The sequence below is a fragment of the Amycolatopsis sp. SB7-3 genome (assembly GCF_041021335.1).
Lineage (GTDB): Bacteria > Actinomycetota > Actinomycetes > Mycobacteriales > Pseudonocardiaceae > Amycolatopsis > Amycolatopsis japonica.
The window spans coordinates 2,444,697-2,469,819 of the sequence record NZ_JBFPJQ010000001.1 but is presented as its reverse complement, the minus strand read 5'-3'; the positions used below and the strand labels follow the sequence as shown (position 1 = coordinate 2,469,819).

The window sequence follows — 25,123 nt, the reverse complement described above, 5'->3', positions numbered from 1 at the left end:
AGTGATCGCAAGCTCGGCGAGAGCCGGGGTCAGAGGTCGTTCATGTACGGCACGGACGTCTGCGCGTGGTCGGTCATCCAGTTCCGCAGCGCGTGCGTGGCCAGGACGTCGTCCTCGTTGTAGCGCAGCAGGCGCTCCCGCTGGACGTCGTCGGGGACACCGCCGTCCATGCCGACGGCGTCGCGGTACCACCGCATCGACGCCTCGCCGCCCGCTTCCGGATCGCGCCACGCGAACCCGGCGACCGGGGCGATGACCTTGAGCCCTTTGCCGTGCGAACACAGGAACTGGTCGGTGACGCTGCGGAAGAGGTCGATCCACTCCTCGGAGTCCACAAAGGACGCGATCTCGGCCTTCTTGGGGACACCGGGGTAGTCGCCGAACCGGCTCGCGGAGCCGAAGAGCCAGCGGTTCTCGGCGAGCGCGTTGTAGCAGTAGGCGCGGAAGGTCAGGCCCGCGGCGAGCGTGCGCTCGCGGACTTCGGTGAACCAGGCCCAGAACTCCGCGAACGACCGGGCCTCGTCGGCGGTCGGCAGCGGCTCCCAGGTCGCGAACGCCCGATAGCCCTGCTCCATCCCGATGTCGGCGCCGGTCAGCAGCGAACCCCACAGGTACGCGCCGGAATCACCGAAGCTCTCCATGTCGACGTCGACCTCGACGTCGCCGCGCGGGACCTCGACGCGGTCGACCTTGCGCACCATCGTGAGATCGGCGAGCCAGGCGCGCGCCAGGATGATCGAGTCGGCGAAGGTGCCGCCGGTCCAGTTCATCGGCGGGGGCTCGTCGGCCGGATCGAGCGCGGCCAGCTTGTCCACTGTGGACACCCCGGCGCGGCGCAGTTCCATCGCGTCCTCGCCGCGGACGACCAGGCTGACGTCGCGGGTTTCGGTGAGCACGACCTCGCACGTCGGCCACCAGGGGCAGCGCCGGCATTCGAGCACGCGGGAAGGCTCGGCGAGCGGCTCGTCCCCTTCGGCGGCGGCGGTCGCGATGGCGAGCCTGTCGGCGAAGCGGCTCTGGTACTCCGTCAGCGCGCTCCGACCGCCAGGCCAGGTGGCCGCGGACAAGTCGTGCCAGACGACGACGTCCGCGTCGAGCCCGATGACGCCGCCGACGGCGCGGTGTCCTTCGTGCTTTCCGAGCGCTTCGAGCATCCGATAGAGGTGAGCGAGCCGCATCTGGTCGCGCGGCTGCGAGCGGACCTTTCGCGCCGCGTCGGGCAGCCGGTTCGCCGGATCGAGGTCGGTCATCACGGTGGTCGGCGCGCCCGCGCCGCGGTCGGTGATGCGGTGCCGCACGACCAGCACCGGCACGTAGCCGTCGCCGGTGTTGACCAAGAGTTCGGAGCCGCCACGCCGATGACCGGCGCGATCCACCGGGAGCAGCGCGCCCCAGATGTAGCGCGCTTCGGCGGCGAAGGCCTCTTCGGTGAGCTGCACGCGCTCGGCGGCCGGGAGGTCGCGGGGGATCTTGACCCAGGTCGCATCGGGTCCGGTCGCGTCCATGAGCCGCTGCACGATCGCGTCGCGATGCGCTGAGGCGTCGGCGATCCGCTGCTGTGCGGCGGGGTCGGGCGGGGCGAGCGGAACCTCGCGCATCGCCGGATCGTGTTCCAGGTGCACGCGACGCCGGCAGCGGCTCACCGCTCCCGCATCCAGTAGCACCTCGTTACTCACGGACAACACTCTAGAAGGCCACCGGCAAGCCGACATGCCCGCCACATCGGGGACCAGTAAGTTCGTCAGTGACACAGCGTGGGAGGTGCCATGGCGCGCAAGGCCAAAGCCATCGAGGGCGAAGGCAGGTTTACCCCGAAGAAGGCGAAGAACGCCGTCGCGGTGGCCAAAGTGGTCGGACCGGCCGTACTGCCGGTGATCGCGCCGTACGCCGTTCGAGCGGCGGGCGCCGCACGAGAGCTATACGACCGTTATCAAGCGAAGAAGCTCGGCGTCGCCGTCGACCAGCTCGGCGAGTTCAGCGGACGCGGTGCCGCGCTGCACGCGCGGATCGCGGGGCTGACGCAGGGGCTCGCGGAGCTGAAGAGGTCCGCGAAGGCGACAGACGCCGACGCGGCCTTCGCGAAGGACACCCAGGGGACGCTGGAGCAGCTTTCGGCGACCGTTCGCGCTTCGGAGCGGATGCCCGCCGCGCGGCGGAAGGCGGCGCACCGGGCCGTGGCCGGGGAGCTGGACCAGCTGGAGGGGAAGCTGCTGCACCGGCTGGGGATCTGAAGCCGCTCTCGAACGCTATGAACGGGCCGTTCCTTGCAAATTTTGCAAGGAACGGCCCGTTCATAGCGTTCGGCTACTTGATGAACCCCTTCTTCTTCATCCATTCGTAGGCGACCTCGCCCTGGTCACGACCGTCGACGTCGACCTGCTTGCACAGCTCGATCATCTGCTTGTTGTCGAGGGCGGCGGCCACGGTTTCCAGCGGTCCGCGCAGTTCCGGGTGCTGGTTCAGGAATTCCGTCCGCAACGTCGGCACGGCGTTGTACTGCGGGAACGCCTTCTTGTCGTCTTCGAGGACGCGAAGGTTCAGCCCGGCGATCCGGCCGTCGGTCGTGAAGATCTCGCCGATCGGGCAGGTCCCGCTCGCCACGGCCGAGTAGATCGTCCCGATGCCGAAGTTCTTGATCACCGGATTCTGGAACCCGTACGCCCGCACCGCGGCCGGGAAACCGTCCTGGCGGCTGGTGAACTCGGTCTCCAGGCAGAACACGTTCTGGTCCGGTTTCCGCTTCAGGAACTCCGCCAGATCCGACGTCGTCTTCAGGTTGTTCGCCGCGCCGTAGGCCTCGGTGACCGCGAAGGCGTACTGGTCGTTGAGCGGCGAGTAATTCAGCCAGGTGACGCCGAACTTCGCTTCGTCGGCCGCCTTCGTGGCTTCGTACTGGGCCTGTTCCCCGCCGGGGACGGGGAGTTCGTTGCCCTGGTAGTTGATCCAGCCGGTGCCGGTGTACTCCCAGGTGACGTCGGTCTGGCCGGCGAGCAGCGCCTGCCGCGACGAGTTCGAGCCCTTGATGTCGGTCAGGTCGACGACGTCCGCGCCCGCGGCGGAAAGCGCCATCTCGGCCATGTAGCCCAGGATGATGTTCTCGGTGAAATCCTTCGAGCCCACCGTCACCTTGACGCCCTTGAGCGACTCGACGGGCTGGATGGAACCGGGTTCGATCTTGTACGGCAGCGCGGTATTGACCTCGAGCCCGCACGCGGAAAGCGTGCCGCACAACAGGACCGCGCCCAGGATCGCTTTGAGTCGCATTGTCAGCGCAGTCCCTTCGGTCCGAAGAACTGTTCCGCCACCGCGCCGAGCCAGTCCACCAGCAGCGCCAGCGCGACGGCGAGCACCGAGCCGGTGATCAGCACCTTCGTCAGGTTGAGCTTGTAGCCGGTGTCGATCAGCAGGCCGAACCCGCCGGCGTTGACGAACATGCCGAAGGTCGCCGTGCCGACGGCCAGCACCAGCGAGGTCCGCAGACCGGCCAGGATCAGTGGGATCGCCAGCGGGAATTCGACCCGCCACAGCACCCCGGAGGCCGACATGCCGATCCCGCGGCCGGCGTCGATCAGCGACGGATCGACCTGCTGCAGGCCGACCATCGTGTTCCGCAGCACCGGAAGCAGCGAGTAGAACGCCAGCGGCAGCGCGGCGACCCACAGCCCGCCGGTGGCGCCGGTGACGATGAACCACAGCACCAGCACACCCAGCGCGGGCGCGGCCTGGCCGATGTTCGCGACCGCCAGGAAGACCGGCGCCGCCCATTTCGCCCACGGCCGCGTCACGAGCACGCCGAGCGGTACCGCGACGGCGACCACGATCGCGGTGACCACGACGGTCATCGCCAGATGGTCGCGCAACGCGGCGAACAGCCCGGCGGCGTTGAGGGTCTCCTTCTCCGTCGCGGTGAGATCACTGCTGAACACCCAGATCAGCACCCCGGCGACGATCAGCAGCACCGCCGCGGGCTGGGCGAACAGCCGGACCCGCTCGGCGCTTCTCGACGAGGACTCGGTGGAGAACCCGGTATCGACGGCCGTCATGCGGTCACACCTTCCGCCGGGTTGTCGTCGGAGTGCTCCTCGCGCAGCTGCTGGATCGTCGCGATGACGGTGTCGAGCTCGATCGTCCCGGCGTATTCGCCGCGGGCGCCGGTCACCGGTACGCTGCCGCCCTCGGCGAGCATGGCTTCGAGCGCGTCCTGCAGCGTCGACTGGAGGCTGACGTAGTCACGCAGCGGTTTGCCCGCGGTGGACAGCGACGTCGCCTTGGTCAGCTCGCGGACGTGCACCCACCGCATCGGACGACGCCGCTGGTCGAGCACCAGCACGAAATGCTTGCGCTGCTGCGTCAGCTTGTCGCGCACCTCGGACGGCGACTCGCTCACCGTCGCCGTCAACGCGTCCTGCTTCAGCTCGACGTCGCGGACCCGCAGCAGCGTCAGCTGCTTCAGCGAGGCACCGGCGCCGACGAAACCGGCGACCGTGTCGTCGGCCGGGTTCGCGAGGATCGCATCCGGGGTGTCGTACTGCAGGATCCGGGACTGGTTGCCCAGCACCGCGATCTTGTCGCCGAGCTTCACGGCCTCGTCGAAGTCGTGGGTGACGAAGACGATCGTCTTCTTCAGCTCGGTCTGCAGCCGCAGCAGTTCGTCCTGCAGGTTGCCGCGGGTGATCGGGTCGACCGCGCCGAACGGCTCGTCCATCAGCAGCACCGGCGGATCCGCCGCGAGCGCCCGCGCGACGCCGACCCGCTGCTGCTGCCCACCGGACAGCTGACGCGGGAACCGGTCGCGGAAATCGGCCGGGTCCAGCCCGACCAGGTCCATCATCTCCTCGACCCGGTCGTCGACCTTCTTCTTGTCCCAGCCGAGCAGCCCGGGCACCACGGCGATGTTCTGCGCGACGGTGAAATGCGGGAAGAGCCCGGCCTGCTGGATCGCGTAGCCGATGCGGCGGCGCAGGGTGTCGACGTCGAGCTTCAGCGCGTCGTCGCCGCCGATGGTGATCCGGCCCGACGTCGGCTCGATCAGCCGGTTGATCATGCGCATGGTCGTGGTCTTGCCACAGCCGGACGGGCCGACGAAGACCACGATCTTGCCCGCGGGCACCACCATCGAGAAGTCGTCGACCGCGGGCTCACGGGTGCCGGGGTAGCGCTTCGTGACGTTCTCCAGCTCGATCTCGACGCCGGATACGGTTTCGGACTCAGCCACGGACACCCCTAGAGACGGTCAAACGGTTGATCAGGACGTAAACGGCGTCGAGGACCAGTGCGAGGACGACCACGCCGAGCGTCCCGGTCAGTGCCTGGTTGAGGGAGTTCGTGCTCCCCGCGTTGGTGAGGCCGGAGAAGACCTCCGAGCCGAGGCCGGGGCCCTTCGCGTAGGCCGCGATGACCGCGATACCCATGAGCATCTGCGTCGCGACCCGCATCCCGGCGAGGATCGCGGGCCAGGCGAGCCGCAGCTCCACCCTGGTCAGCACGCCGAACCGGCTCATGCCGATACCGCGTGCCGCGTCGCTGACCGCCGGATCGACGCCGCTCAGCCCGACGATCGTGTTCCGCACGATCGGCAGCAGCGCGTAGAGCACGAGCGCGATGACCGTGGTGTTCGCGCCGAGGCCGAACACCGGGATGAGGAGCCCCAGGAGGGCGAAGGAGGGGACGGTGAGGATCGTGCTCGCCAGCGCCGTGGCCACGGCCGAACCGATCGGGCTGCGGTAGACGGCGACGCCGATCACCACGCCGAGGACGGCGGCCAGGATCGTGCACTGCACGACCGCGCTGACATGGAGGAGCCCTTGGAGGGCGAGTCTGTCCCACCGATCCGAGATGTACTCGAAGAGATTCATCGCGTGCTGGTTCTCCCGCCGCCTCGGGTGAGCCTCCTCACCCATTCGGAGTAGCTGTATCGGGAGCCTGACTACCCAAAACCCGCGCGGTCAAACCCCTGTTTACCGCCTTTTATCCCGCCAACCTGCCCGATCCGGCCTGATCGGGCAAACGCAGGCGGTGTCTTTCCCCCTGCTCAACAGCCGGGAGGAGATCGACCACCCGGACGTACGTCGAATACTCTTCACCCGTGAGTAAAGGCGGCCATCACCGAAGCGCGTTACGCGTGGTGCGTGGTGCCTTGCTCGGAGTGAGTTCCGCGGCGCTGGCCGTGACCGCTCACATGATCGGGGACGGCGACCTCCCCGATACGGCGATGACGGTGTTGCTCACCGTGCTGATCGGCTGGAACGCGGCCTTCCTCGCTTCGAAAGCCCGCGGACCGCTGGCCACCATCGTCGATCTCGGCGCCGGTCAGGTCGTGATGCACCTCGTGCTCAGTTCGCTGAGCACGCACGAGGTGGTGCACGACGAACCGGCCCCGGTTTCGGGCGGGCTCGCGATGACCGCCGCGCACGTCGTCGCCACGCTGATCACCGCGGTGCTGCTGGCCAAGGCCGACGGACTGCTGCTCGGCATCCTCTCCTGCCTGCGCGCGCTGGTCCCCTTCATCCTCAACGCGCTCCCGGTCCCCGCCGCGATGGCGTCGCCGGTGCTCGCCCGTCCGGCGGGCCCCGGTCACCTCGTCCGGGTGGACCTCCGCCGCGTCCACGGCAGGCGTGGCCCGCCGCTGTTCTCCTGAACCCACGACATCCCCCGTCAATCCGGCGAGGCCTCCGAGCCCGCCGTCCCAGTCACGTTCAGGAGTTTTCGTGTCCAAGCACGTCTTCAAGCGCGCCGGTTTCCTGGCCGCCACCGTCGGTATCGCCGGCCTGCTGTCCGCCGGGGTCGCCTCGGCCCACGTCACCGCCAACGTCTACGGCCCCCAGCCGTCGAAGGGCGGCTACGGCGCGATCTTCTTCCGCGTTCCCAACGAGGAGAAGGACGCCGGCACGGTCAAGGTCGAGATCACCGTCAAACCCGAGTACGCGCTCAGCTCGGTGCGGGCCAAGCCGGTTCCCGGCTGGAAGGCCGAGGTCGTCAAGTCCAAGCTGCCCGCCCCGGTGACCACCGCGTCCGGCACGCAGATCACCGAAGCCGTCTCCAAGGTCTCCTGGACCGCCGAACCCGGCACCAAGATCGCCGCCGGATCGACCGAGTTCCAGGAGTTCCAGATCAGCGCGGGCCAGTTCCCGACCAACGTCGACGCGATCGAGTTCCCGGCCACCCAGACCTACGAGAACGGCAAGGTCGTCGAGTGGAACCAGCCGACCCCGGCCTCGGGTGAGGAGCCAGAGCACCCCGCGCCGACGGTGAAGCTCGCCGAGAAGACCGCTGACGGACACGGAGGCGGCCACGGCACCGACGCGAAGGCGTCCGAGGAGTCGCACGCGGCTTCTTCGTCGTCCGACAACACCGCCCGCTGGCTCGGCGGCGCCGGCCTGGTCGTCGGCGCGCTCGGCCTCGGCGTCGGCGCCGGTGCCACCCTGCGCGCCCGCCGCGCCACCGCCGTCTCCGGCAAGAGCGACACCGAAGGAAAGTGAATGCGTAAAGCGATCGTCGCGCTGGCGATCACCGGGGTGGCGTGGCTCGCCACCGCCACCCCGGCGCTGGCGCACAACGTCCTGATCTCCTCCGACCCGGCGAAGGGCGCGTCGCTCGCCGCCGGTCCCGCGAAGATCACCCTCACGTTCGACCAGTACGTCCAGAACGCGAACGTCAACCAGATCGCGGTCGTCGGACCGGGCGGCGGCCAGTGGGCCGAAGGCCAGGTCGAGGTCCGCGACAGCGTCGTGACCGTGCCGCTGCGGCCGCTCGGCCCGGCGGGCGAGTACAAGATCGGCTACCGGATCCTGTCCGCGGACGGGCATTCCGTGACCGGTGAGGTGCCGTTCACCCTCACCGCCGCGGGCACCGGGACCCCGGCGAGCGCCGACGCCGCGCGGAGCAACGCGGGCCAGGCCGAGACCGCCCCGGCGACCGGCGGCGAAGGCTCGTCCGGCGTGCCGATCTGGGTGTGGATCGCGGGCGCCGTCGTGCTGCTCGCCGTCGGACTGACCGTCGCACTGCGCACCGGCGCCGGTGACAAGGAGAAGAGCGGCTCATGACCCAGGCCGAGACCACCTCGCGAGCCCGCGTCGCCGTCCTGTTCTGTGTGGTGACGGCGGGGATCGTCGGCGCCCTGATCGGTGTCGCGCTGACGGCGACCGCCCCGGTGCCCGGGGTCGCGCAGGTCAGCGAGGTGGTCTCGGTTTCGATCCCGATCGTGCGGGTTCTGCTGGACATCTCGGCGGTCGCGACGATCGGGCTGGCGCTGCTTTCGGTACTGGTCGGCTACGACCGGCCGAAGCTCTCCGAGCCGATCATGCGGATCGCGCGGCCCGCGAGCGTCGCGGCCGCGCTGGTCTGGGCGACCACCGCGCTCGTCGCGCTGATCCTGCAGACCGCCGAATACCGGCCGGGTTCCAGCACGCTGTCGATGTCGGACGTCGGGAGCTACATCGCCGACGTCGGCGCCGGGAAGGCGCTGCTGATCGTCGCGGTCCTGGCCCTGCTGCACGCGGGACTGGGGATCCTCGCGCTGAAACACGGCGAGAAGGTGCCCGCCGAGGTCCGCGTCGGGCTGGGACTGTTCGCGCTGCTGCCGCTGCCGGTCACCGGGCACGCGTCGAACTGGAACTACCACGACTACACGATGATCTCGATGGAACTGCACGTGATGAGCGCCGTCGCCTGGACCGGCGGGCTCGGCGCGATGGCGGTGCTGCTCGTCGGGAACCGGACGCTGCTGGCGCACGCGCTGCCACGGTTCTCCAAACTGGCCACGCTGTGCCTGATCCTCGGCGCGGCGACCGGGCTGTTCAACGGGCTGATCGAGATCTCGCTCAACCCGTCGCTCGGGTTCTGGGAAGGCGTCTTCACCACGCCGTACGGGCAGCTGGTGCTGTTGAAGCTGTTGTGCACCGGGGCGATCGCGAGCCTCGGCGCGTACACACGCTGGAAGCTGATGCCGCAGATCGTGCGGCACAACCGCACCGCGCTGGCCGCGTGGGCGACGCTGGAACTGACGGTGATGGGGCTCGCGTTCGGCTTCGCCGTCGTCCTCACGCGAGCCCCGGTCGTCCCGACGACCTAGGCCTTCACCGCGTACCGCAGGATCACCACGCCGTTCTCGAACGCAGTGGCCTCGATCGGCTTCAGGTCCCGCCGGTCCTCGAACAGGCGCGTCCCCTTGCCGCGCGACACCGGGCTGACCATCAGCCGGAACTCGTCGACGAGACCGGCGTCCAGCAGCGACCGCATGAGCGTCAGGCTCCCCCACAGCCACAGGTCCTTGCCGCTCTGTGCCTTGAGTTCGCGGACGGTGGCGGCCGCGTCGCGCGTCACGGTCGCGGCGGGAAAGCCTCCCCAAGGGGCGTCCTCCAGTTCGGACGAGGCGACGAACTTGGTGAGACCGTTGACCTTCTCGCCGTATTCACCCTGCTCTTCGGCGTAAGGCCAGTAGTCCTTGGCCATGGCGTAGGTGTTCGCGCCCAGGATCATCGTGTCGACCGCATCGACGAGCCCCATCACGCTCGCCTTGAACGCCGGCTCGGTCTTCTCGGAGAAGGGCTCTCCCGAGACGAAGCTCAGGCCGCCGTCCTCCTCCGCGACGATGCCGTCGACCGTGACCCACTGCTGAACGATGAGCTTGCGCATGACTTGTCCTCCCGGCAGGCGCGGCCACTCCGGCCGCGATCGCCCCGGGGACGCGGCCGCCGGTCTGTTCTCGACATCGTCCGCGCGACTTTTCGGAAGCTGTTACACACCTTGCTCCATCCGGCCGCATTTGGCCGGTTTCGCTGTCCTCCCCGGGGCTCCACCGGAATGCTCTACGCGTTCGCTGGGGTTAACCCGAAGAGGGGATGGTTGATGGGCGGCCCGTTGCCGGGTGAAAGTGAAGTCAGCACGCCACAGGTACCGCGGCAGCGATCGGCGGTCAGGCTCACCCGGCAGGTGAGTTCGGGCCCGCGCCAGCTTCCGCCCGCACCCGCGCATTTCACCAACCGCACCGCCGAACTCGCGTTGCTGGAGAAGCTGCTGGCCCAGCACGACACCGACGGGCCGGCCGTGCAGCTGATCAGCGGCCAGGGCGGGATCGGCAAGACCGCGCTGGCCACCGCGTGGGGCCGACAGCTCGGAGACCGCTTCCCCGACGGGCACCTCTGGGCGGACCTCGGCGGGTTCAGCACCAACGGTCCGCTTTCGGCGAGCGAAGCGCTCGGCCGGTTCCTTCGCGCGCTGGACGTTCCGCCGGAGGGGCTGCCCTCGGACGTCGAAGAGCTCATCGCGCTGTACCGCACGACGACCGCCGAACGACCGTTGCTCGTACTGCTCGACAACGCCGGATCGACCGAACAGGTGCTTCCGCTGCTGCCCGCCGGCGGGGGAAGCCTCGTGATCGTGACTTCGCGACGCCGTCTGGGCAGGCTCCAGACCGAGCATCGCGCGCGGCTGGTCGAGCTGGCGCCGTTCGGTTCCGCGCACAGCGCCGAACTGCTGGGCCGCGCGGTCGGCGCGGAGCGGGTCGGCGCCGAAGCCGCGCGGGCACGGGACATCGCCGAGCTGTGCGGGGGGCTGCCGATCGCCCTCACCACGGTCAGCGCCAAGCTGGCCGGACGGCCGAAGATGTCGCTGGAGAAGATCGCCACCGAACTGGGGAAGGAATATCGTCGACTGGCCACGCTGTCGACGAAAGAGGCGCAATCGGTGGAAGCCAGCTTCAACCTCTCCTACGACGAGCTCCCCTCGGACGCGGCCGCGCTGTACGCGGCGCTCGGGCTCCACCCCGGCCCCGATTTCGGCGTCGGTGTGGCCGCCGCGTCGATCGCCGTCCGCGAGGAGGTCGCCGAAGACCTGCTGGACCAGCTCGTCGACGTCGGACTGCTGATCGACCGCGGCGACGACCGGTACACCTTCCACGATCTCGCGCGCCTGCACGCCAAGGAGAAGACGGCGGGCAACGAGTACGACCGCGACATCGCGGTGCGCCGCATGCTCGAGTGGTACCTCTTCACCGCGTCGAAGACCACCGCCATGACGGTCCCCGACCAGGACCCGATCCCGTATCGCTACGAGTACCGGCCACCGTCGCCGATGTCGTTCGCGTCCTCCGACGAGGAACTCGCCTGGCTCGAACTGGAACGCGAGAACCTCATCGCCGCCGTCAAGACCGCCGAAACCTGGCAGCTGCCCGAACTGGGCTGGCAGCTCGCCGCCGCGATGTGGCCGCTCTTCCTGCTGCGCAAGCACTATCCGGATTTCCTCGAGGTGAGCCAGGCCGGTGTGCGCTGCGCGCGGGCGTGGGGCAACGCGTCGGCGGAGGCGTTGATGCACAACCGCGCGGGCGCCGCCTGCCGCGGCACCGGCCGGTACGACGAAGCCGTCTCGCACTACGAGGCCGGACGCGAAGCGGCGCGGAAGGCCGGCAACGAGGTCGTCGAGATCCGGTCGGTGGAAGGCCTCGGCCTGGTCGCGCTGGCACAGGGCAGGCTCGACGACGCGGTGCGGTGGTTCACCGAAGACCATCGCCTGAGCGAGAGCCAGAACCGCCCGCACGACGTCGGCCTCGCGCTGATCAACCTCGGTTCGACCCAGCTCAAGGCCGGACGGCCGGAACCGGCGATCGAGCACCTCACCCGCGCTCGCGAAGTGCTGGCCGCCGACCCGTACAACGTGGCCCGCGCCCGGACCGATCTCGGCCGCGCACTCACCGCGACCGGGGATCTCCCGGCCGCCCGGACCGAACTCGAAGCGTCGCTGGCCACGATGGAGGCCAGCGGGTCGAGGTTCGAGGTGGCCAGGGCCCTGGCCGCGTTCGGCGAGGTCGCCGAGGCGGAAGGGAACACCGACGAGGCGAGGCGGCACTACGACCGGGCGTTGCCCATCCTGGTCGGCCTCGGCCGCCCGGAGGCTGACGCTCTGCGCACGCGGCTCGAACAGCTGTGACCCCACGGCACCGATCGGTACTCAGCGACCGAGTGAACGCGTCGATGTGAATGACTCAGCGTAGCTGCAACTTGCACATTCGGGGGAGCATTAGGCCGGGAGAAGTGATTAGCCCGGGCGAATTCGTCACCGTTTGATCGACGAATTCGGACAAGCGACGAACGGTCATTCGCCGTCGGCGAATGCACGTGCAGATGCCTTTCCCGGGTGAGTCACCGATAGCGGTTCCAGCGTGCGCCGGTGCGTCCGTTCCGAAGATCGTTCAATCGTTTTCGCAGCTCATCCCGCACGCTGGGATGACTGCGGAGAATGGGGAGAACACTCGTCGTGAGCTTCAGTTCACGGATCGCGCGCAGTACGGAGAAGCCGGACCACGTCGTCACGTCGAATCCGTACCGCTGCGCGAACACGCGATAGCGGGCCGGTGGATCACCGAACCGTTCATGGCCGACGGCGAGCGGCGTCAGATCCCATTCCGGCGGCCCGACACAGGACGAATCGAAATCACACAGCACCGGCCCGTCCGGCCCGGGGATCACGTTCCCGGTGTGCGCGTCCCCGTGGACGAGGCCCCTGGGCAGGGGGAAGTCCAGGTCCGCGAGCGCGGCTTCGACCTCGGCGCAGCGTTCGAGCAGGAACCGCCGGTCGCCCTCGTCCAGCTCCTCCGCGTCCGAAACCCGGGCGCGGACCGCGGCGAACGGCGCCCATTCGGCGAGCCCTTCGGGCGGCGGGAGCGCGTGGACCTGGCGCAGCAGCGCGGCGAGGTCGGCCGACTTCGCCTTCCGGCCGGTCTCGGGCACCTTCCACCAGACCGTCACGAGATGTTCGCCGACCGGCAGCGGCTGGTCGAGCCCGGGAACGAGCCGGATGGCAGGCACCGCGTGCCGTTCGAAATGCCGCGCGACCCGCACGACCGTGCCGACGCGATGCCGCAGCAGGGTGGAGCCGACGATCCTGACGACGAACGGCGCGCTCGCCAGCTCGTAGACGGCGTTGTTGGTGAACCTCAGCAGGCGGGCGCCTTCGGGGTCCACGCCCAGCAGATCGCACGTCCGCCCGAGGGCGTCGCGCAGGATGGCGGGCGTGAACCGGCCGCCCGGACCGGTCGGCTCAGGCGGCGTAGAAGGAGTTGAGGCGGTCGGCGAGGTCACGGGCGTCCGCGTTGTTCCGGCGGCGCTCCGCCTCGACCTGCAGTGGCCGCATCCGGTCCTTCACCCGCTCGGACTTGATGCCCTCGGCACAGTCGACGGCCTTCGAGCCCACCTTGGCGCCATGGTCGAGATCGCCTTCGAGCAGGTGGTTCGTGGCCAGGGCGCTGAGCATGAACGTCTTGCTGCGGGCCATGTCGTCGGTGTAGGACTCGACGGCCTTGGTCAGCGCCGGGATCGCGTACTTGGTGTGCTCGGCGTTCTTCGCCGCGAGCACGGTGTGCACGGTGCCGATCATGGCGTAGACGTCGGTCTCGGTGAAGAATTTGACCCAGGATTCGGCCTCGGCGAGGTTGGCGCGGGCGAACTCGTCCTTGCTCCGGCCGAGCAGCTTCACGGCCTGCTCCTCGTTGCCCATCATCGCGTAGGCCCAGGCCTCGTTGGCGCAGAGCACGGCGACCGCCAGTTCGGAGCCCGATTCCTGGGCGGCGATCTGGCCGAGCTGGAACAGTTTCAGCGCGTCGTTCGGGGCGTCCTGGTGCAGGTAGACGCGGCCCATCCGGTAGAGGACGTTCGCGACCAGCGGGTGGTTGTCGCCCTGTTTGGCCAGGTCCAGCGCGTTCGCGAAATGTCCGCGCGCGGAATCCATGAGGCCGGTGTCGAAGGAGGTCCAGCCCGCCAGGCTGTGCAGGTCGGCGAGGGCAACGTACAGGCGGTTCTTGACCGGCTCGGTGCCGGTGGACTCGAGCATCTGCTGTCCCCAGGACAGCTGGGCGACCACGGCGTCGCGGCAGAAACCGCCGCCGTACTGGTAGTCGAGGGAACGGAGGGCTCTGGTCGCGGCTTCCACCTGGCGGACGTCGGTCATGCCGATCCGTCCGGGAGCGGGCGTCTTCGCCGGTCCCGCCGACCACGTACCCGATTCCGGGCCGAACACCGCCGCACCCATCGTGACCTGGGCGGCGTGTGCGAGGAACCTCCGTCGCTTCACGGACTCGTCCTCCTCCGCCTGCTGGCCGTCGGCAGCGCCGACGACCTTTATCGCTGTCGCCTCGTCATAGGCGAGACCCATGTATCCCCTGGGGACACCAAGGCCGTCAGCGATGCGGGTGAGCACGTCGTACGCCATCACCTGGCGACCTTTGAGGATCTCGGACACCTCGGACTGCGACTGGCCGGTCATCGCGGCGATCTGACGCTGCGAAACACCGTGCTTGCGCAACAGCCGGTACACGGACGAGATCTCCCGTGTGGCCAGTGCGGCTCGCATCTCCGGCTGCTCCCAGGCATCCGGTGGCACGGGGTGACTCTGGCGACCCGAACCGCTTGCAGCGTCCGAGCCGGCGACAGCGCCGCCACCGATACTGGCGTCCATTGCGCCCCCTCACAGTTCCGTTGGGGTCGAGAAACAGCGTAGGCACACCTATTCAACCGTGCGAAACACCGGATCGCCCGTCGTGATCGGCCCGGCAGAAGTCGTTTGACCGCTTACCGTGAAACCTCGTCCGGTCACCGCTATGACGGCGGTTCGACCTTCTATCGCACTCGGTTTCACATCACTGTAGTTGTCAGATCTCCGTGACCGACCGGCCACCGGCCGCGATCACGGAGAGCTACCAAGTCTCCGAACCCCCTACAGGTGCGGACACGCGGATACGAAGACGACGTGGAACGAGAGAGCGGAGAAGAGCCAGTGGAGTTCGTGGACTCGATCGCAACAGGCTCCATCACCGCGGGACGGCCCGGTATGGCCACGCGCCACCTGCGTGCGGCCGGCCCCGCCGGTCAGCAGACGGTCGCCGTCGCCCCCGGCGCCAACCGTCCGGTCTCCCCTTCCGCCCCGGTCGACCCCCGTACCGCGAGTGTGCGCCGTTACGAAGGCGGACAGCTGGTCTGGCGGGTGCAGTGCGGCGATCTCATCAGCCGTGAACGCGCCGTCACCGTGTTCGTCGAAGACAACCAGGTGGTTCTCGTCTCGCCGCCAGGAGAGACCGCGCGCCTGACGTCCGGCCAGCTCGGACAGCTCAGGGCAGCGCTCAACGAAGCCGCCAAAATGGCGGAAAGGTAACGGTGAGTTCTCCGTGGATCAGGTCCTAGGGCAAGTCCTCCGCAACGCGGTTTGGGAACGCCTCGACATGCTCTCCGATCTCGCGAACCGGGCCGACGCGCAGTCGCTCGTCTCGGTCGCCCGCTCGGAGCTCCCCCGGCTCGCCGAAGGCTGGCGCGCGATGCTCCAGGCGCACGAGCCCGACGAGCGCGGGGACTGCCCCACCTGCTCGACCCGCTGGCACAAGTGCAAGGCCCCCTGCTCGGTATGGCAGGTCGCGCACGAGCACCTGGTCGCCGGCGGCCTCGCCCCCCAGCAGATCGCGGCCACCCAGGATCACCGGCGCGAAAGCCGCCGCCGCGTCCCTGGCCAGAGCCGCGGGGTGAGCCCGGCCGAAACCACCGGCAGGCACGCTCTGGTCAACCCGCGTCGTGCCGCCATCGGCGGCGTACACGCCTAGGAAAGCCAGGCGAGTGACCGGCGGTCCGAGCAGCCCCCTCGGCAACCACGCCACGATCTCGCCTTCGCCGGCGGCGGTTCGCGCGTACCCCCGAACGCGACGAACCGCTCTCGGTAATCACTCCGGTCCCCACCGCGATTAATCGAAAATTATCGGCAGAACACCTAGCGAAGGCAGTAATCGGTCGCTAGGTTGATGATCACAAACGCAGCGCGATACCTGCCCCGGAGCGCGCTGCCATCCCCCGAACCCCGCGGGCCGGTGCCGTTGCACTCCCCTCCCCCGACCGGCACCGGTCCGCGGTCTCCAACCTTCAGCTGACGCCCTTCACCCGCGTGACCAGTACCGCGGCGATGACGGTGGACAGCGCCGAAGCCGCGAAAAGGCTCGGATATCCGCCCAGGTAGGCCAAAATCGGCGCGGTCAGCATCGGCGCCACCACCTGCGGCAGCGAGTTCGCGATGTTGATGACGCCGAGATCCTTCGCCCGGTCCTGCGCGGTGGGCAGCACCTGGGTGAGCATCGCCAGCGCGACGGCCATGTACGCGCCGAAACCGACTCCCAGCAACGGTGACGCCGCGAGCGCGGCCGTCCAGTTCTGCCAGACCACCAGCAGCAGGGCGGCGACGGCCATCACCGCCGAAGCGGCGAGGACGTAGGGCTTCCGGCGTCCCGTCTTGTCGGAGAAGTGCCCGGCGATGAGCGCGCCGACGACGAGCGCCGCGCCGTAGAGGCCCATCATGATCAGCAGTCCGGTGTCCGGATCTTCGTAGTGCACCGCGTCCTTGAGGAAGAACAACAGGTACAGCGTCCCGAAGGCGTTGCCGAGGTTGATCATGAAGTGGCAGCCCCACGCCCAGGCGAAGTCCGGATGCCTGCGCGGGGAGATCCACAGATTCGCGAGTACGTCCCGTGTCCTGGCGGACGGCCGGAACGCGACCGGCAGCCGCGCGTCCGGCGTGCGCAGGACGAACGCCGCCGCGCCCGCCAGCACGATGGCCGCGCACACCGCGTAGCCCAGCGGGAGCCCGGCGAGGTCGAGCATCACCACGACCACCACCGCGCCGAGCACGGTCCCGAGCATCTGGGCGATGCCGACGAGGCCGCCGACCTGGGCGCGCTGGGGTACGGGAACGCGATCGGCGATGGCTGACACCAGCATCGCGAGCATCCCGTTCAGTCCCGCCTGGACCAGACACCAGCCGAGCACCATGACCGCGACGTTCGGCGCGAACGCGAGAATGAGCAGTCCGGCGGCGGCGACCGCGGCGCCGGCCGCCGTCCACGGATGACGACGGCCGCGAGCGGAACAGGTCCGGTCGGACAGCAGGCCGACGGCCGGGTTGGCGATCAGCGCGACCACCGCGCCGATGCCGGTGACCAGGCTGAACACGGCCTCCTTGCTGGTGGCGTCCAGCAGTTCGGCCTGTTTGGGCAGGAGAACCTGGATGGGTGCGTAAACCCCCAGCCAGAGCGCGATGTTCGCGAAGAACAGCAGGCTCATCCACCCCGCGCGGACCCTGGCGACCGGCTCGGCGAGCGCCTCGGGCAGCTCCCGGACCTCACTCATGGCGGATCAGTTCCCGGTACCAGCCGAAGGAGTCCTTCGGCGTGCGCTTCTGTGTCTCGTAATCGATGTGCACCAGCCCGAACCGCGGCTGGTAGCCCTTCGACCATTCGAAGTTGTCCATCAGCGACCAGACGAAATACCCGCGGACGTCGACACCGGCGTCCATCGCTTCGCGCACCGCGACCAGGTGACTGTCGAGGAAGTCGATGCGTTCCTGGTCGTGGACGTGGCCGTCTTCGGCGACGACGTCGTCGAAGCTGCAGCCGTTTTCGGTGATGTAGACGGGCGGGAGGTGCTCGCGGTAGCGCTCGTGGAAGCCGACGAGCAGATCGCGCAGCCCGTGCGGGACGATCGGCGAATCGTTGGTGGTCATGGGATATCCCTCGATCGCGCGAAGCTCGAAGGGCAGCGGATTGCCTTCGCCGGGCGCGGCGACGCCCTGCGGCTCGTAGTAATTCACCCCGTAGAAGTCGAGGGGCTGCGCGATGGTCGGCAGATCGTCGGCGAAACCCGCCGGGAGATGCGCGACGACTTGTTCGGGATATCGGCCGAGCAGCACCGGATCCGCGTAAGTGCGATTGATGAGGGCGTCGATCCATTCGCCCGCGGCCTTGTCCTCCGGCGAATCGGTGGCAGGCCAGATCGGCGAATGATTGTTGGCCGTGCCGACGCTCCGGGCACCGGCCGCGCGCAGCGCTTGGACCGCGAGACCGTGCGCGAGATTCTGGTAGTGCGCGGTGGGCAGGGCGTCGAGCAGGAGTGTCTTGCCGGGCGCGTACTCGCCGATCGCGTAGCCGAAGATCGACATGACCATGGGCTCGTTGAGCGGGATCCACATTTTCACCCGATCGGAGAACCGCTCGCCCACGATGGCGGCGTACTCCCCGAATCGTTCGGCGGTGTCGCGAGCGAGCCAGCCGCCCTTGTCTTCCAGGGCCTGCGGGAGGTCCCAATGGAAGAGCGTCCCGGTCGGCGCGATACCGGCGGCGCAGACCTCGTCGAGCAATTTGTCATAGAACGCAAGGCCTTCGGCGTTGGGTTTGCCGTCGCCGTCGGGCTGGATCCGGGGCCAGGCGAAGGACATGCGGTAGGCGCCGACGCCGAGTTCGGCCATCAGCGCGATGTCCTCGGAGTAGCGGTGGAAGTGATCGGCCGCTACCTTGGCGTGCTCAGCCCGCGCGATCTTTCCCTCCGTTTCGGTGAACGTGTCCCAAATGGACTGTCCCCGGCCGCCTTCACCGGTCGCCCCCTCGATCTGGAAGGCGGAGGTCGATACACCCCACAGGAATTCGGACGGGAAGGTCGGATTCTCCACCGGCGGCACACCTTTCCTCTTCAGACTCGGCCGAACATGAAAAGTTCTCAGATACTATGCCTTCACTCGACCGGGGGGAACCCTGTCGGCACGATAAAGTCGCAGATCAGCGAAGGAGGAGCCCGAGTGTCCGACATCCAGGCCGCGAAACCGCAAGCGGAGACGACTCCGCTCCGGCGGCAGCCCGTTCAGCAGCGCAGCGCCAAGCGGGTGGAGCAGATGCTCGACGCCAGCGCCCAGCTGATCGACGAACTCGGCTACGACGCGTTGACGACCACGCTGATCGCGAAGCGCGCCGGGGTGGCCGTCGGTTCGCTGTACCAGTTCTTCCCCGACAAGCGGGCCGTGGTGCAGGCGCTGACGCAACGGAACCTCGAGCGGTTCGTCGCCTCGGTGTCGGAAACGCTGAACGAGCTGGCGCCCGAGCACTGGTGGGACGTCGTGGACTCGATCCTCGACATCTACTTGGCGATGCACCGCGAGGTACCCGGCTTCTCGAAGGTGCACTTCGGTGACGTCGTGGACCGGCAGCTCCTCGACGAGACGCGTGACAACAACGCGGTCATCGTCGACGCGCTCACCGATGTGCTCTCCGCGCGGATCCAGTCGCCGCCGGACGACATCCGATTCGCGCTGACGATCGCGAACGAGACCGCCGACGCGCTGCTGAAGCTGGCTTTCCGCCGGGACCCGCGAGGGGACGAGCGGATCGTGGCGGAGGCGAAGTCGGTGGTGAAGGGCTACTTGGCGAGCAAGTTCGGGGAGGCCTGAGGTTCTCCGCTCGGGGTTCTCGACGCTTCGTCCACGGTGGACTCCCGCAGCTCTGCCCGGACGTCCTGAAGGCCCCCTTTGAGACGTTGAGTGTCTCAAAGGAGGCCCTTGCTCCATTCGTGTCCACCGACGCCCGAACCCGTCGCCCCACCAGTCACACGATTCCCAGCAGTCCCGCCTTCACACTCGCTGACCTGGCGTTACCCTGTTGTCCACATAAGTTGTCCACACCCACCCACAGTTGTGGACAACCTCGCCCCTCACCCCACCGAACCCCGTCCCCCGTCGCCCCCTCCCGATACGCTGGTGCGGGGCGCGCCCCCCAGGGATGGGTGGGGGGTGGGGGTGCGGGATCAGCCGAAGTTTTGGGATTCGCCTCGGTAGGTGGGGACGGTCCGGTCGACGCGGTCGCCGACGACGACGTGGTAGTGCGTGAAGCGTTCGGCGAGTTCTCCGGCCTTCGCGTGGCGCAGCCAGACGCGGTCGCCGAGCCGCAGGTGGCGGGCCGCTTCGCCGGAGACGGGGGTTTGGACTTCGCCGGCGCCTTCGAAGCCGAGCAGCGAGAGACCTTCGGGCAAGTAGGGCTTCGGGAGGCGCGAAGCCTCCGCAGGGCCCGAAGCGATGTAGCCGCCGGAAAAGAGCGTCGCGACCTTCGGGGCGGGGCGCCGGACGACGGGCAGCGCGAACATCGCGGCCGGGCGCGGCGAGAAATGCGCGTAGCCGTCGAAAAGCGTCGGCCCGATCAGGCCGGAGCCCGCCGCGATTTCGGTGACGGCCGCTTCGGCGCCGGTCGATTCAACGCTGCCGCTGCCGCCGCCGTTGACGAACTCCAGATCCGCCAGCGCCCGGACGGCGCGAACCGCGGCCGCACGGCGCTTCGCGATTTCCACAATGGACTTTCGCTGCATCCAGCCGATGACGGAGTTCTTGGCCCCACTGCCCGCCGCGTCGCCGAGCCCGGCGATCTGCCCTTCGTACGCCATCATCCCCACGAGTCGGAAACCCTTGCGGGACAAGATGGTCCGCGCCAGATCCGCGGCCTGCCGCGGGCTGAACACCGGCGAGCGCCGGGTGCCGATGTGCACTCCGGGCAGCGGCCGCCACGAAGCGTCGAGTTCCAGGCAGACCCGGATTTCGGGATGCCCCTGCCCGAGCGCGGCATCGACCAGGTCGAGATGTTCGGGCGAGTCGACCATGATCGAGATCGCCGCCCGCGCCCGGTCGTTCGCCGCCAGCCGCCGCAGCGCGCCGTGGTCGGCGGTCGGGTACGCCACCACGATGTCGTCGGACGTCCCCTGCTCGACATGCCAGACGGCTTCGGCGAGCGAGTAGCACATGAGACCTTCGAAGCCGGGCCGCGCGAGGACCCGTTCGAGCAGATACCGGCAGCGCACGGATTTGCTGACCACGCGGATCGGCTTCCCGGCCGCCCGCCGCAGCAGGTCGGCGCCGTTCGCGTCGAACGCATCCAAGTCGACAATCGCGAACGGAGGATCCAGGTCCTTCGTCGCCAAGTCGTACACCGTCGCACTGGTCACCCGAACTAAGGTACGACAGAAGGGCTTGAAACGCGAATACTATTCACTTACTGTTTCGGCACTCACAGCCTCTCGGAATAGGTGGGCGCATGACACGGTGGAGCAACTGGGCCGGCACCGCGACGGCGTCGCCGCTGCGCGTGCATCGGCCGCGTGACACGGACGCGATCGCCGAAGCGATCGGCCGGTCCGCCGCGGACGGACGACGCCTCCGCCCACTCGGCAGCGGCCACTCGTTCACCGCGATCGCCGCCGCGAATTCGGACGCCATGGACCTGACCGGCTGGACCGGGATCGCCTCCGCCGACGTCGCGAAAGGCCTGGTCACGGTCCGTTCGGGCACCACGCTCAAGCAGCTCAACGCCGAACTCGACGCGCTGGGCCTGGCGATGACCAACCTCGGCGACATCGACGCGCAGACCGTCGCCGGCGCGATTTCCACCGGCACCCACGGCACCGGCGCCAAGCTCGGCGGCATCGCCACCCAGATCGCCGCGCTCGAACTCGTGCTCGCCGACCGCACCGTGGTCACCTGTTCGGCGGACGAACGCCCCGACCTCTTCGCCGCGGCGCGGGTCGGGCTGGGCGCGCTCGGCGTCATCAGCACGGTCACCCTGCAGTGTGAGCCGTCGTTCCTGCTCTCCGCCCAGGAGCGGCCGGAACCGCTCGAACAGGTCCTCGAAGGCTTCGACCAGTTCGCCGACGAGAACGACCACTTCGAGTTCTACTGGTTCCCCTACGGCAAGAACGCCCTGGTCAAGCGCAACAACCGGCTTCCGGCGGGTAGCGAGCACCGGCCGTTGAGCAGGCTGAAGGAGTTCGTCGACTACGAGGTCACCGAGAACGTCGCGTTCGGCGGCCTGTGCCGCCTCGGCCGCGCGGTGCCGAAACTCGTGCAGCCCCTCGGCCGGTTCGCCTCGAACATCCTTTCCGCCCGCGAGTACAGCGACACGTCGCATCGCGTCTTCGTGACCCATCGCGGCGTGCGGTTCGTCGAGTCGGAGTTCGCGATCCCCCGCGACGCGCTGCACGACGTCTTCGCCGAACTCCGCGCGTTCGTCCCGAAGCTGGAGAACCCGGTCGCGTTCCCGGTCGAGGTGCGCGTCGCCGCGGCGGACGACATCTGGCTCTCGACCGCGAACGGCCGCGACTCGGCCTACATCGCGATCCACCAGTTCGTCGGTATGCCCTACCGGGAGTACTTCGCCGGGTTCGCGTCGATCGTCGGCGAGGTCGGCGGGCGCCCGCACTGGGGCAAGATGCACGACCTCGACGCCGCGACACTGCGCTCGCGCTACCCGCGTTTCGACGATTTCCTGCGGGTCCGCAAGGAGGTGGACCCGGCCGGGATCTTCACGAACACGTATCTCGACCGGGTCCTCGGCACTCCCTAAGCGATTCAGGACCTAGGTCGCCGGACGAGAGCTGCCGGTACGGTTCCTGCTCACCGGGCAAGCCGGAAACAATGCGCAGCCGATTCCGTTGCCAGCATCAGCGTTGAGTAGCTTGCTCAGCCGTGGTGCGTCAGGCGGGAACAGCCCCCGGTATCCCGGGGGCCATCCGCGTCCACACTTCAGACCTGCGGGTTGAACGGCTGATTCAGGCCACGGATTCGGTAGTAGCCCGGGTCCTTGTCATCACGCAGTGCCCGGAAGGTGGAGTGCCCGGCTTCCTTCCCAGAGGCGACGCTGAACGAACCGGCCGCACTGAACTTGCCCGCGATGCCATTCCACCGTTCGCTGACCGACCAGTCGGGGATGGCGGCGAGGGCAGATTTTGCGGCGAGCTGGTCGTCCAGGTTGCCGTCATAGAAGGGCCTGCCGAGGGCGCCGAGGGCTGCGATGACCGGCGCTGCGCGAAGCACCTTGCCTTTGTCGGTGAAGTTGTCGACACCGAGGGTGCTAAACACATGAGTGAGCCACGTGGCCGCCGCCTTGTGGAGCTGGTCGAAGTCGACCTTCCTGCCGTCGACCTCCTCGGGGATAGAGCCACCGCCGTAGGTCACCGCGCTGATGCCGCGGGCGACGCCGGCAACCATGCCGCGGGCGGCGACGACGGTCATCACCTTGTTGCTGTTGACCTTGACTTGGCGGGACTCCTCCTCGAGCCTGATTCCGAGGTCAGCGAACACCTTGCGAGTGACCATCATCCACGGATCCGCGTAGTCATGACCGAGCAGTAGGGAGGCATTGATGCCGACGCCGAGGCCGTTGATGTCGCGAAAGTGCTGAGCTGCGACAAGTGGATCGATTCCATCGTAGATGTTGAGGAAGATCGGGATATCCAGGAGCATCTCGCGCCGCTTAGGGTCGTTCTCCTTCTCGATCATCAGCTCGAGAGAGTAGCCACGGGACTCGCCATCAAGGCAGAATCCACGGTTGGTGGGGTCGATACCGAACTCCTGCACGGAGTTCTTCTGGTACTCGCCTTCGCGCTCGAGCTGTTTCGGGAGCCAGATGGTGAAGTTCCAGACCGGACCGGTCCAGGTGCCATCGTCCTCGAGCCGACGTGCGATGTACTCCGGCAGCTTAGTCTTCGCGTTGGTTCCCTTGGCGCCACTCATGTCGCGCTGAACAAGGTCGCGGACCGCGGAGATCTCCTCCACTGCGTGTCGGTAGTACGACGAAGGCTTCTTGGCGATCAGTTCGCCGATCGGGACGGTGAGGGCTTGGAGGCCGCGCACCGTGGCCGTCGTGGTCTTCGGCCCATTCTCACCTGCGGCCATTGCCGCAATTTTAGTGTAGATCACTGACTGTGACCTTTCAGAGGCAGTGTCGACGCGCGTAGCCTGTCGTTGTTAAGGCGATAGGAGCGGCGCCGCCGCTTTCGTGAAGCCCCGCACCGGTCGGCGCGGGGCTTCATTAGTTAATCCCTCGAGCGACGACATGTCAAGCTCAGGGCACCCCCGAGATTCACAGTAGGCACCTCGAGCTAAATTACTATCAGCTTGAGATGGCCAGGTCGTATACTTCGTCAAGTACGGAGGAGGCGGCGATAGTTCGAGGCATGGCCAGCGGATGCTACTGCGAACGGCTCACCCTGGGTTCAACCGCACGCCCCACTCGACGTCACCCATGACGTCGTCTTTGACGACGCTGTGGTCAAAGATCTCGTCCCAGGTGCCGTCCTTGGTCCACAGCCGCAGCCGTTTGATGCGGTTCCCCGATCCGTAGCGTTCAGGCAGGTCACGCCAAGGATCGCCGATCGCATCTTGCAAGAAATCGCGTCGACAACCAGCCGATGCTCACGCCGCCCTCCGCCATAGCGGGAGCAACAGCTTGATCGCCACTCACACGCGATCCTTCAGGCCACCTCGATCAACCACAGCACGCGAAGCCAGCTCAATAACCTACAGAACACGGCCTAAGCGGTTTCGAACAGCGCGCTGACCGATTCCCCGTTGTGGATCCGGCGCATCGCCTCCGCCAGCGCGGGCGCGATCGACAGGACCCGCAGTTTCGGGCTCTGCTCCTCCGGCGGGATGGGCACCGTGTTCGTGCAGACGACCTCCAGCACGTCGGGCTGGCTGCCGATCCGCTCGAGCGCGCCGCTGGAGAAGAGACCGTGCGTGCAGGCGACGCGGATCGAACGCGGCTTCAGTTCCCGGAGCTTGTTGAGCAGTTCGATCACCGTGCTGCCCTTGGCGATCTCGTCGTCGAGGACGATCACGTCGCGGCCGGTGATCTCGCCGATCACCGAGCTGATCTCGACCCTGTCGTCGGCGAAGCGCTGCTTCGCGCCCGCCGCGACCTGGACGCCGAGCAGCCGGGCGAAATGCGCGGCCTCCTTGGCGTTGCCGAGATCCGGCGAGACCACGGTGGTCGCGGACAGGTCGTACTGGCGGAAGTGCTTCGCCAGTTCCTGCAACGCGTGCAGGTGATCGACCGGAACGCTGAAGAATCCGTGCACCTGGGGCGAGTGCAGTGTCATCGCGAGGACGCGATCGGCGCCGGCGGTCGCCATCAGGTCGGCGACGAGACGGCCACCGATCGAGATCCGCGGCGCGTCCTTCTTGTCCGACCGGGCGTACGAATAGTGCGGCATGACGACGGTGATCCGCTTCGCCGAAGCGCCCCGCGCGGCGTCCAGCATCAGCAGCAGTTCGACGAGATGTTCCTGCACCGGCCGCACCAACGGCTGGATCAGGAAGACGTCGCGCTCGCGGCAGTTCGCTTCGAGCTGGACTTCGAGACAGTCGTTGGCGAACCGCTGCACCTTCACCGGATGCAGGGGAACACCGAGATGGGCGCAGATCTCTTCGGCGAGCTCGGGATGGGCGCTGCCACTGAAGACCGCGATGTCCTCGCGCAAGGACCTTCTCCGTTCAGTCAAAAGACGGATTACGTCCACAC

The 25,123-nt window shown here is 68.1% G+C and carries 24 protein-coding genes; 10 read left to right on the top strand and 14 right to left on the bottom strand.

The window, feature by feature from the left end:
- Window positions 1–29: 29 nt before the first annotated feature.
- Window positions 30–1,676, bottom strand: coding sequence for a TM0106 family RecB-like putative nuclease (locus tag AB8M46_RS12065; protein WP_200882671.1), 1,647 nt, complete (start codon window positions 1,674–1,676; stop codon window positions 30–32).
- 90 nt (window positions 1,677–1,766) lie between these two features.
- Between AB8M46_RS12065 and AB8M46_RS12060 the strand changes: the two genes are divergently transcribed.
- Window positions 1,767–2,231, top strand: a complete 465-nt coding sequence (locus tag AB8M46_RS12060) for a DUF6474 family protein (RefSeq protein WP_038507189.1) — start codon at window positions 1,767–1,769, stop codon at window positions 2,229–2,231.
- Window positions 2,232–2,304: 73 nt separating this feature from the next.
- On the opposite strand, the gene AB8M46_RS12055 is transcribed toward AB8M46_RS12060, so the two are convergent.
- Genes AB8M46_RS12055 through AB8M46_RS12040 form a run of 4 tightly spaced genes read right to left on the bottom strand, consistent with a single transcriptional unit; the run spans window position 2,305 to window position 5,855 of the window.
- Window positions 2,305–3,264 carry a glycine betaine ABC transporter substrate-binding protein gene (locus AB8M46_RS12055; protein WP_394360293.1) on the bottom strand — a complete coding sequence of 320 codons (960 nt, stop codon included), beginning with the start codon at window positions 3,262–3,264 and terminating at the stop codon, window positions 2,305–2,307.
- Window positions 3,265–3,266: 2 nt separating this feature from the next.
- Window positions 3,267–4,043: an ABC transporter permease gene (locus tag AB8M46_RS12050; RefSeq protein WP_037333798.1), complete on the bottom strand. Its 777-nt coding sequence runs from the start codon at window positions 4,041–4,043 to the stop codon at window positions 3,267–3,269.
- A complete protein-coding gene (locus tag AB8M46_RS12045) occupies window positions 4,040–5,221 on the bottom strand; it encodes an ABC transporter ATP-binding protein (protein WP_369797374.1) in 1,182 nt (393 codons plus the stop codon). Before AB8M46_RS12045 ends, AB8M46_RS12050 begins: the two co-directional genes overlap by 4 nt.
- A complete protein-coding gene (locus tag AB8M46_RS12040; RefSeq protein ID WP_007030477.1) occupies window positions 5,208–5,855 on the bottom strand; it encodes an ABC transporter permease in 648 nt (215 codons plus the stop codon). The genes AB8M46_RS12045 and AB8M46_RS12040 overlap by 14 nt, the downstream gene beginning before the upstream one ends.
- Before the next feature lie 290 nt (window positions 5,856–6,145).
- Here AB8M46_RS12040 and AB8M46_RS12035 point away from each other — a divergent pair, with 290 nt between their 5' ends.
- From AB8M46_RS12035 to AB8M46_RS12020, 4 genes are all read left to right on the top strand, one after another.
- Window positions 6,146–6,637 carry a hypothetical protein gene (locus AB8M46_RS12035; protein WP_394360885.1) on the top strand — a complete coding sequence of 164 codons (492 nt, stop codon included), beginning with the start codon at window positions 6,146–6,148 and terminating at the stop codon, window positions 6,635–6,637.
- 70 nt (window positions 6,638–6,707) lie between these two features.
- On the top strand, window positions 6,708–7,478 hold the full coding sequence (locus tag AB8M46_RS12030) for a YcnI family protein (protein WP_038507180.1): 771 nt from the start codon (window positions 6,708–6,710) through the stop codon (window positions 7,476–7,478).
- Window positions 7,479–8,042, top strand: a complete 564-nt coding sequence (locus AB8M46_RS12025) for a copper resistance CopC family protein (RefSeq protein WP_037333809.1) — start codon at window positions 7,479–7,481, stop codon at window positions 8,040–8,042.
- Window positions 8,039–9,070, top strand: a complete 1,032-nt coding sequence (locus AB8M46_RS12020) for a copper resistance D family protein (RefSeq protein ID WP_037333812.1) — start codon at window positions 8,039–8,041, stop codon at window positions 9,068–9,070. The genes AB8M46_RS12025 and AB8M46_RS12020 overlap by 4 nt, the downstream gene beginning before the upstream one ends.
- On the opposite strand, the gene AB8M46_RS12015 is transcribed toward AB8M46_RS12020, so the two are convergent.
- Window positions 9,067–9,633 (bottom strand): dihydrofolate reductase family protein, encoded by a 567-nt coding sequence (locus AB8M46_RS12015; protein ID WP_125731455.1) that lies wholly within the window; start codon window positions 9,631–9,633, stop codon window positions 9,067–9,069. The two genes, AB8M46_RS12020 and AB8M46_RS12015, sit on opposite strands and share 4 nt — an antisense overlap.
- A gap of 297 nt (window positions 9,634–9,930) precedes the next feature.
- Here AB8M46_RS12015 and AB8M46_RS12010 point away from each other — a divergent pair, with 297 nt between their 5' ends.
- Window positions 9,931–11,922: a tetratricopeptide repeat protein gene (locus AB8M46_RS12010; RefSeq protein ID WP_394360292.1), complete on the top strand. Its 1,992-nt coding sequence runs from the start codon at window positions 9,931–9,933 to the stop codon at window positions 11,920–11,922.
- Window positions 11,923–12,134: 212 nt separating this feature from the next.
- Here the strand turns inward: AB8M46_RS12010 and AB8M46_RS12005 are convergent, their stop codons facing one another.
- A complete protein-coding gene (locus tag AB8M46_RS12005; RefSeq protein WP_369797375.1) occupies window positions 12,135–13,073 on the bottom strand; it encodes a phosphotransferase family protein in 939 nt (312 codons plus the stop codon).
- On the bottom strand, window positions 13,033–14,340 hold the full coding sequence (locus AB8M46_RS12000) for a helix-turn-helix transcriptional regulator (protein ID WP_161791087.1): 1,308 nt from the start codon (window positions 14,338–14,340) through the stop codon (window positions 13,033–13,035). The genes AB8M46_RS12005 and AB8M46_RS12000 overlap by 41 nt, the downstream gene beginning before the upstream one ends.
- Before the next feature lie 423 nt (window positions 14,341–14,763).
- Here AB8M46_RS12000 and AB8M46_RS11995 point away from each other — a divergent pair, with 423 nt between their 5' ends.
- Together AB8M46_RS11995 and AB8M46_RS11990 are read left to right on the top strand one after the other, a co-directional pair.
- Window positions 14,764–15,138: a hypothetical protein gene (locus AB8M46_RS11995; protein ID WP_016330535.1), complete on the top strand. Its 375-nt coding sequence runs from the start codon at window positions 14,764–14,766 to the stop codon at window positions 15,136–15,138.
- Between the two features lie 13 nt (window positions 15,139–15,151).
- Window positions 15,152–15,577, top strand: a complete 426-nt coding sequence (locus tag AB8M46_RS11990) for a hypothetical protein (protein ID WP_037333828.1) — start codon at window positions 15,152–15,154, stop codon at window positions 15,575–15,577.
- A 313-nt stretch (window positions 15,578–15,890) separates the two neighbouring features.
- On the opposite strand, the gene AB8M46_RS11985 is transcribed toward AB8M46_RS11990, so the two are convergent.
- Both AB8M46_RS11985 and AB8M46_RS11980 read right to left on the bottom strand, forming a co-directional pair.
- Window positions 15,891–17,147 carry an MFS transporter gene (locus AB8M46_RS11985; protein WP_394360291.1) on the bottom strand — a complete coding sequence of 419 codons (1,257 nt, stop codon included), beginning with the start codon at window positions 17,145–17,147 and terminating at the stop codon, window positions 15,891–15,893.
- Window positions 17,140–18,462, bottom strand: coding sequence for a GH1 family beta-glucosidase (locus AB8M46_RS11980; protein WP_125731446.1), 1,323 nt, complete (start codon window positions 18,460–18,462; stop codon window positions 17,140–17,142). The genes AB8M46_RS11985 and AB8M46_RS11980 overlap by 8 nt, the downstream gene beginning before the upstream one ends.
- Window positions 18,463–18,588: 126 nt before the next feature.
- Here AB8M46_RS11980 and AB8M46_RS11975 point away from each other — a divergent pair, with 126 nt between their 5' ends.
- A complete protein-coding gene (locus AB8M46_RS11975; RefSeq protein ID WP_016330531.1) occupies window positions 18,589–19,233 on the top strand; it encodes a TetR/AcrR family transcriptional regulator in 645 nt (214 codons plus the stop codon).
- A gap of 353 nt (window positions 19,234–19,586) precedes the next feature.
- Here the strand turns inward: AB8M46_RS11975 and AB8M46_RS11970 are convergent, their stop codons facing one another.
- Window positions 19,587–20,771: an amino acid deaminase/aldolase gene (locus tag AB8M46_RS11970; RefSeq protein ID WP_350592124.1), complete on the bottom strand. Its 1,185-nt coding sequence runs from the start codon at window positions 20,769–20,771 to the stop codon at window positions 19,587–19,589.
- Between the two features lie 89 nt (window positions 20,772–20,860).
- Here AB8M46_RS11970 and AB8M46_RS11965 point away from each other — a divergent pair, with 89 nt between their 5' ends.
- Window positions 20,861–22,165 (top strand): D-arabinono-1,4-lactone oxidase, encoded by a 1,305-nt coding sequence (locus AB8M46_RS11965; RefSeq protein WP_394360290.1) that lies wholly within the window; start codon window positions 20,861–20,863, stop codon window positions 22,163–22,165.
- 179 nt (window positions 22,166–22,344) lie between these two features.
- Here the strand turns inward: AB8M46_RS11965 and AB8M46_RS11960 are convergent, their stop codons facing one another.
- The 3 genes from AB8M46_RS11960 to AB8M46_RS11950 form a co-directional block, all read right to left on the bottom strand.
- The gene (locus tag AB8M46_RS11960) at window positions 22,345–23,496 is read right to left on the bottom strand and encodes a hypothetical protein (RefSeq protein ID WP_394360289.1); all 1,152 of its coding nucleotides are present in this window, start codon (window positions 23,494–23,496) and stop codon (window positions 22,345–22,347) included.
- A gap of 309 nt (window positions 23,497–23,805) precedes the next feature.
- A complete protein-coding gene (locus AB8M46_RS11955; RefSeq protein ID WP_394360288.1) occupies window positions 23,806–23,988 on the bottom strand; it encodes a transposase in 183 nt (60 codons plus the stop codon).
- Window positions 23,989–24,134: 146 nt separating this feature from the next.
- On the bottom strand, window positions 24,135–25,082 hold the full coding sequence (locus AB8M46_RS11950) for a ribose-phosphate pyrophosphokinase (RefSeq protein ID WP_037333840.1): 948 nt from the start codon (window positions 25,080–25,082) through the stop codon (window positions 24,135–24,137).
- Window positions 25,083–25,123 lie beyond the last annotated feature (41 nt).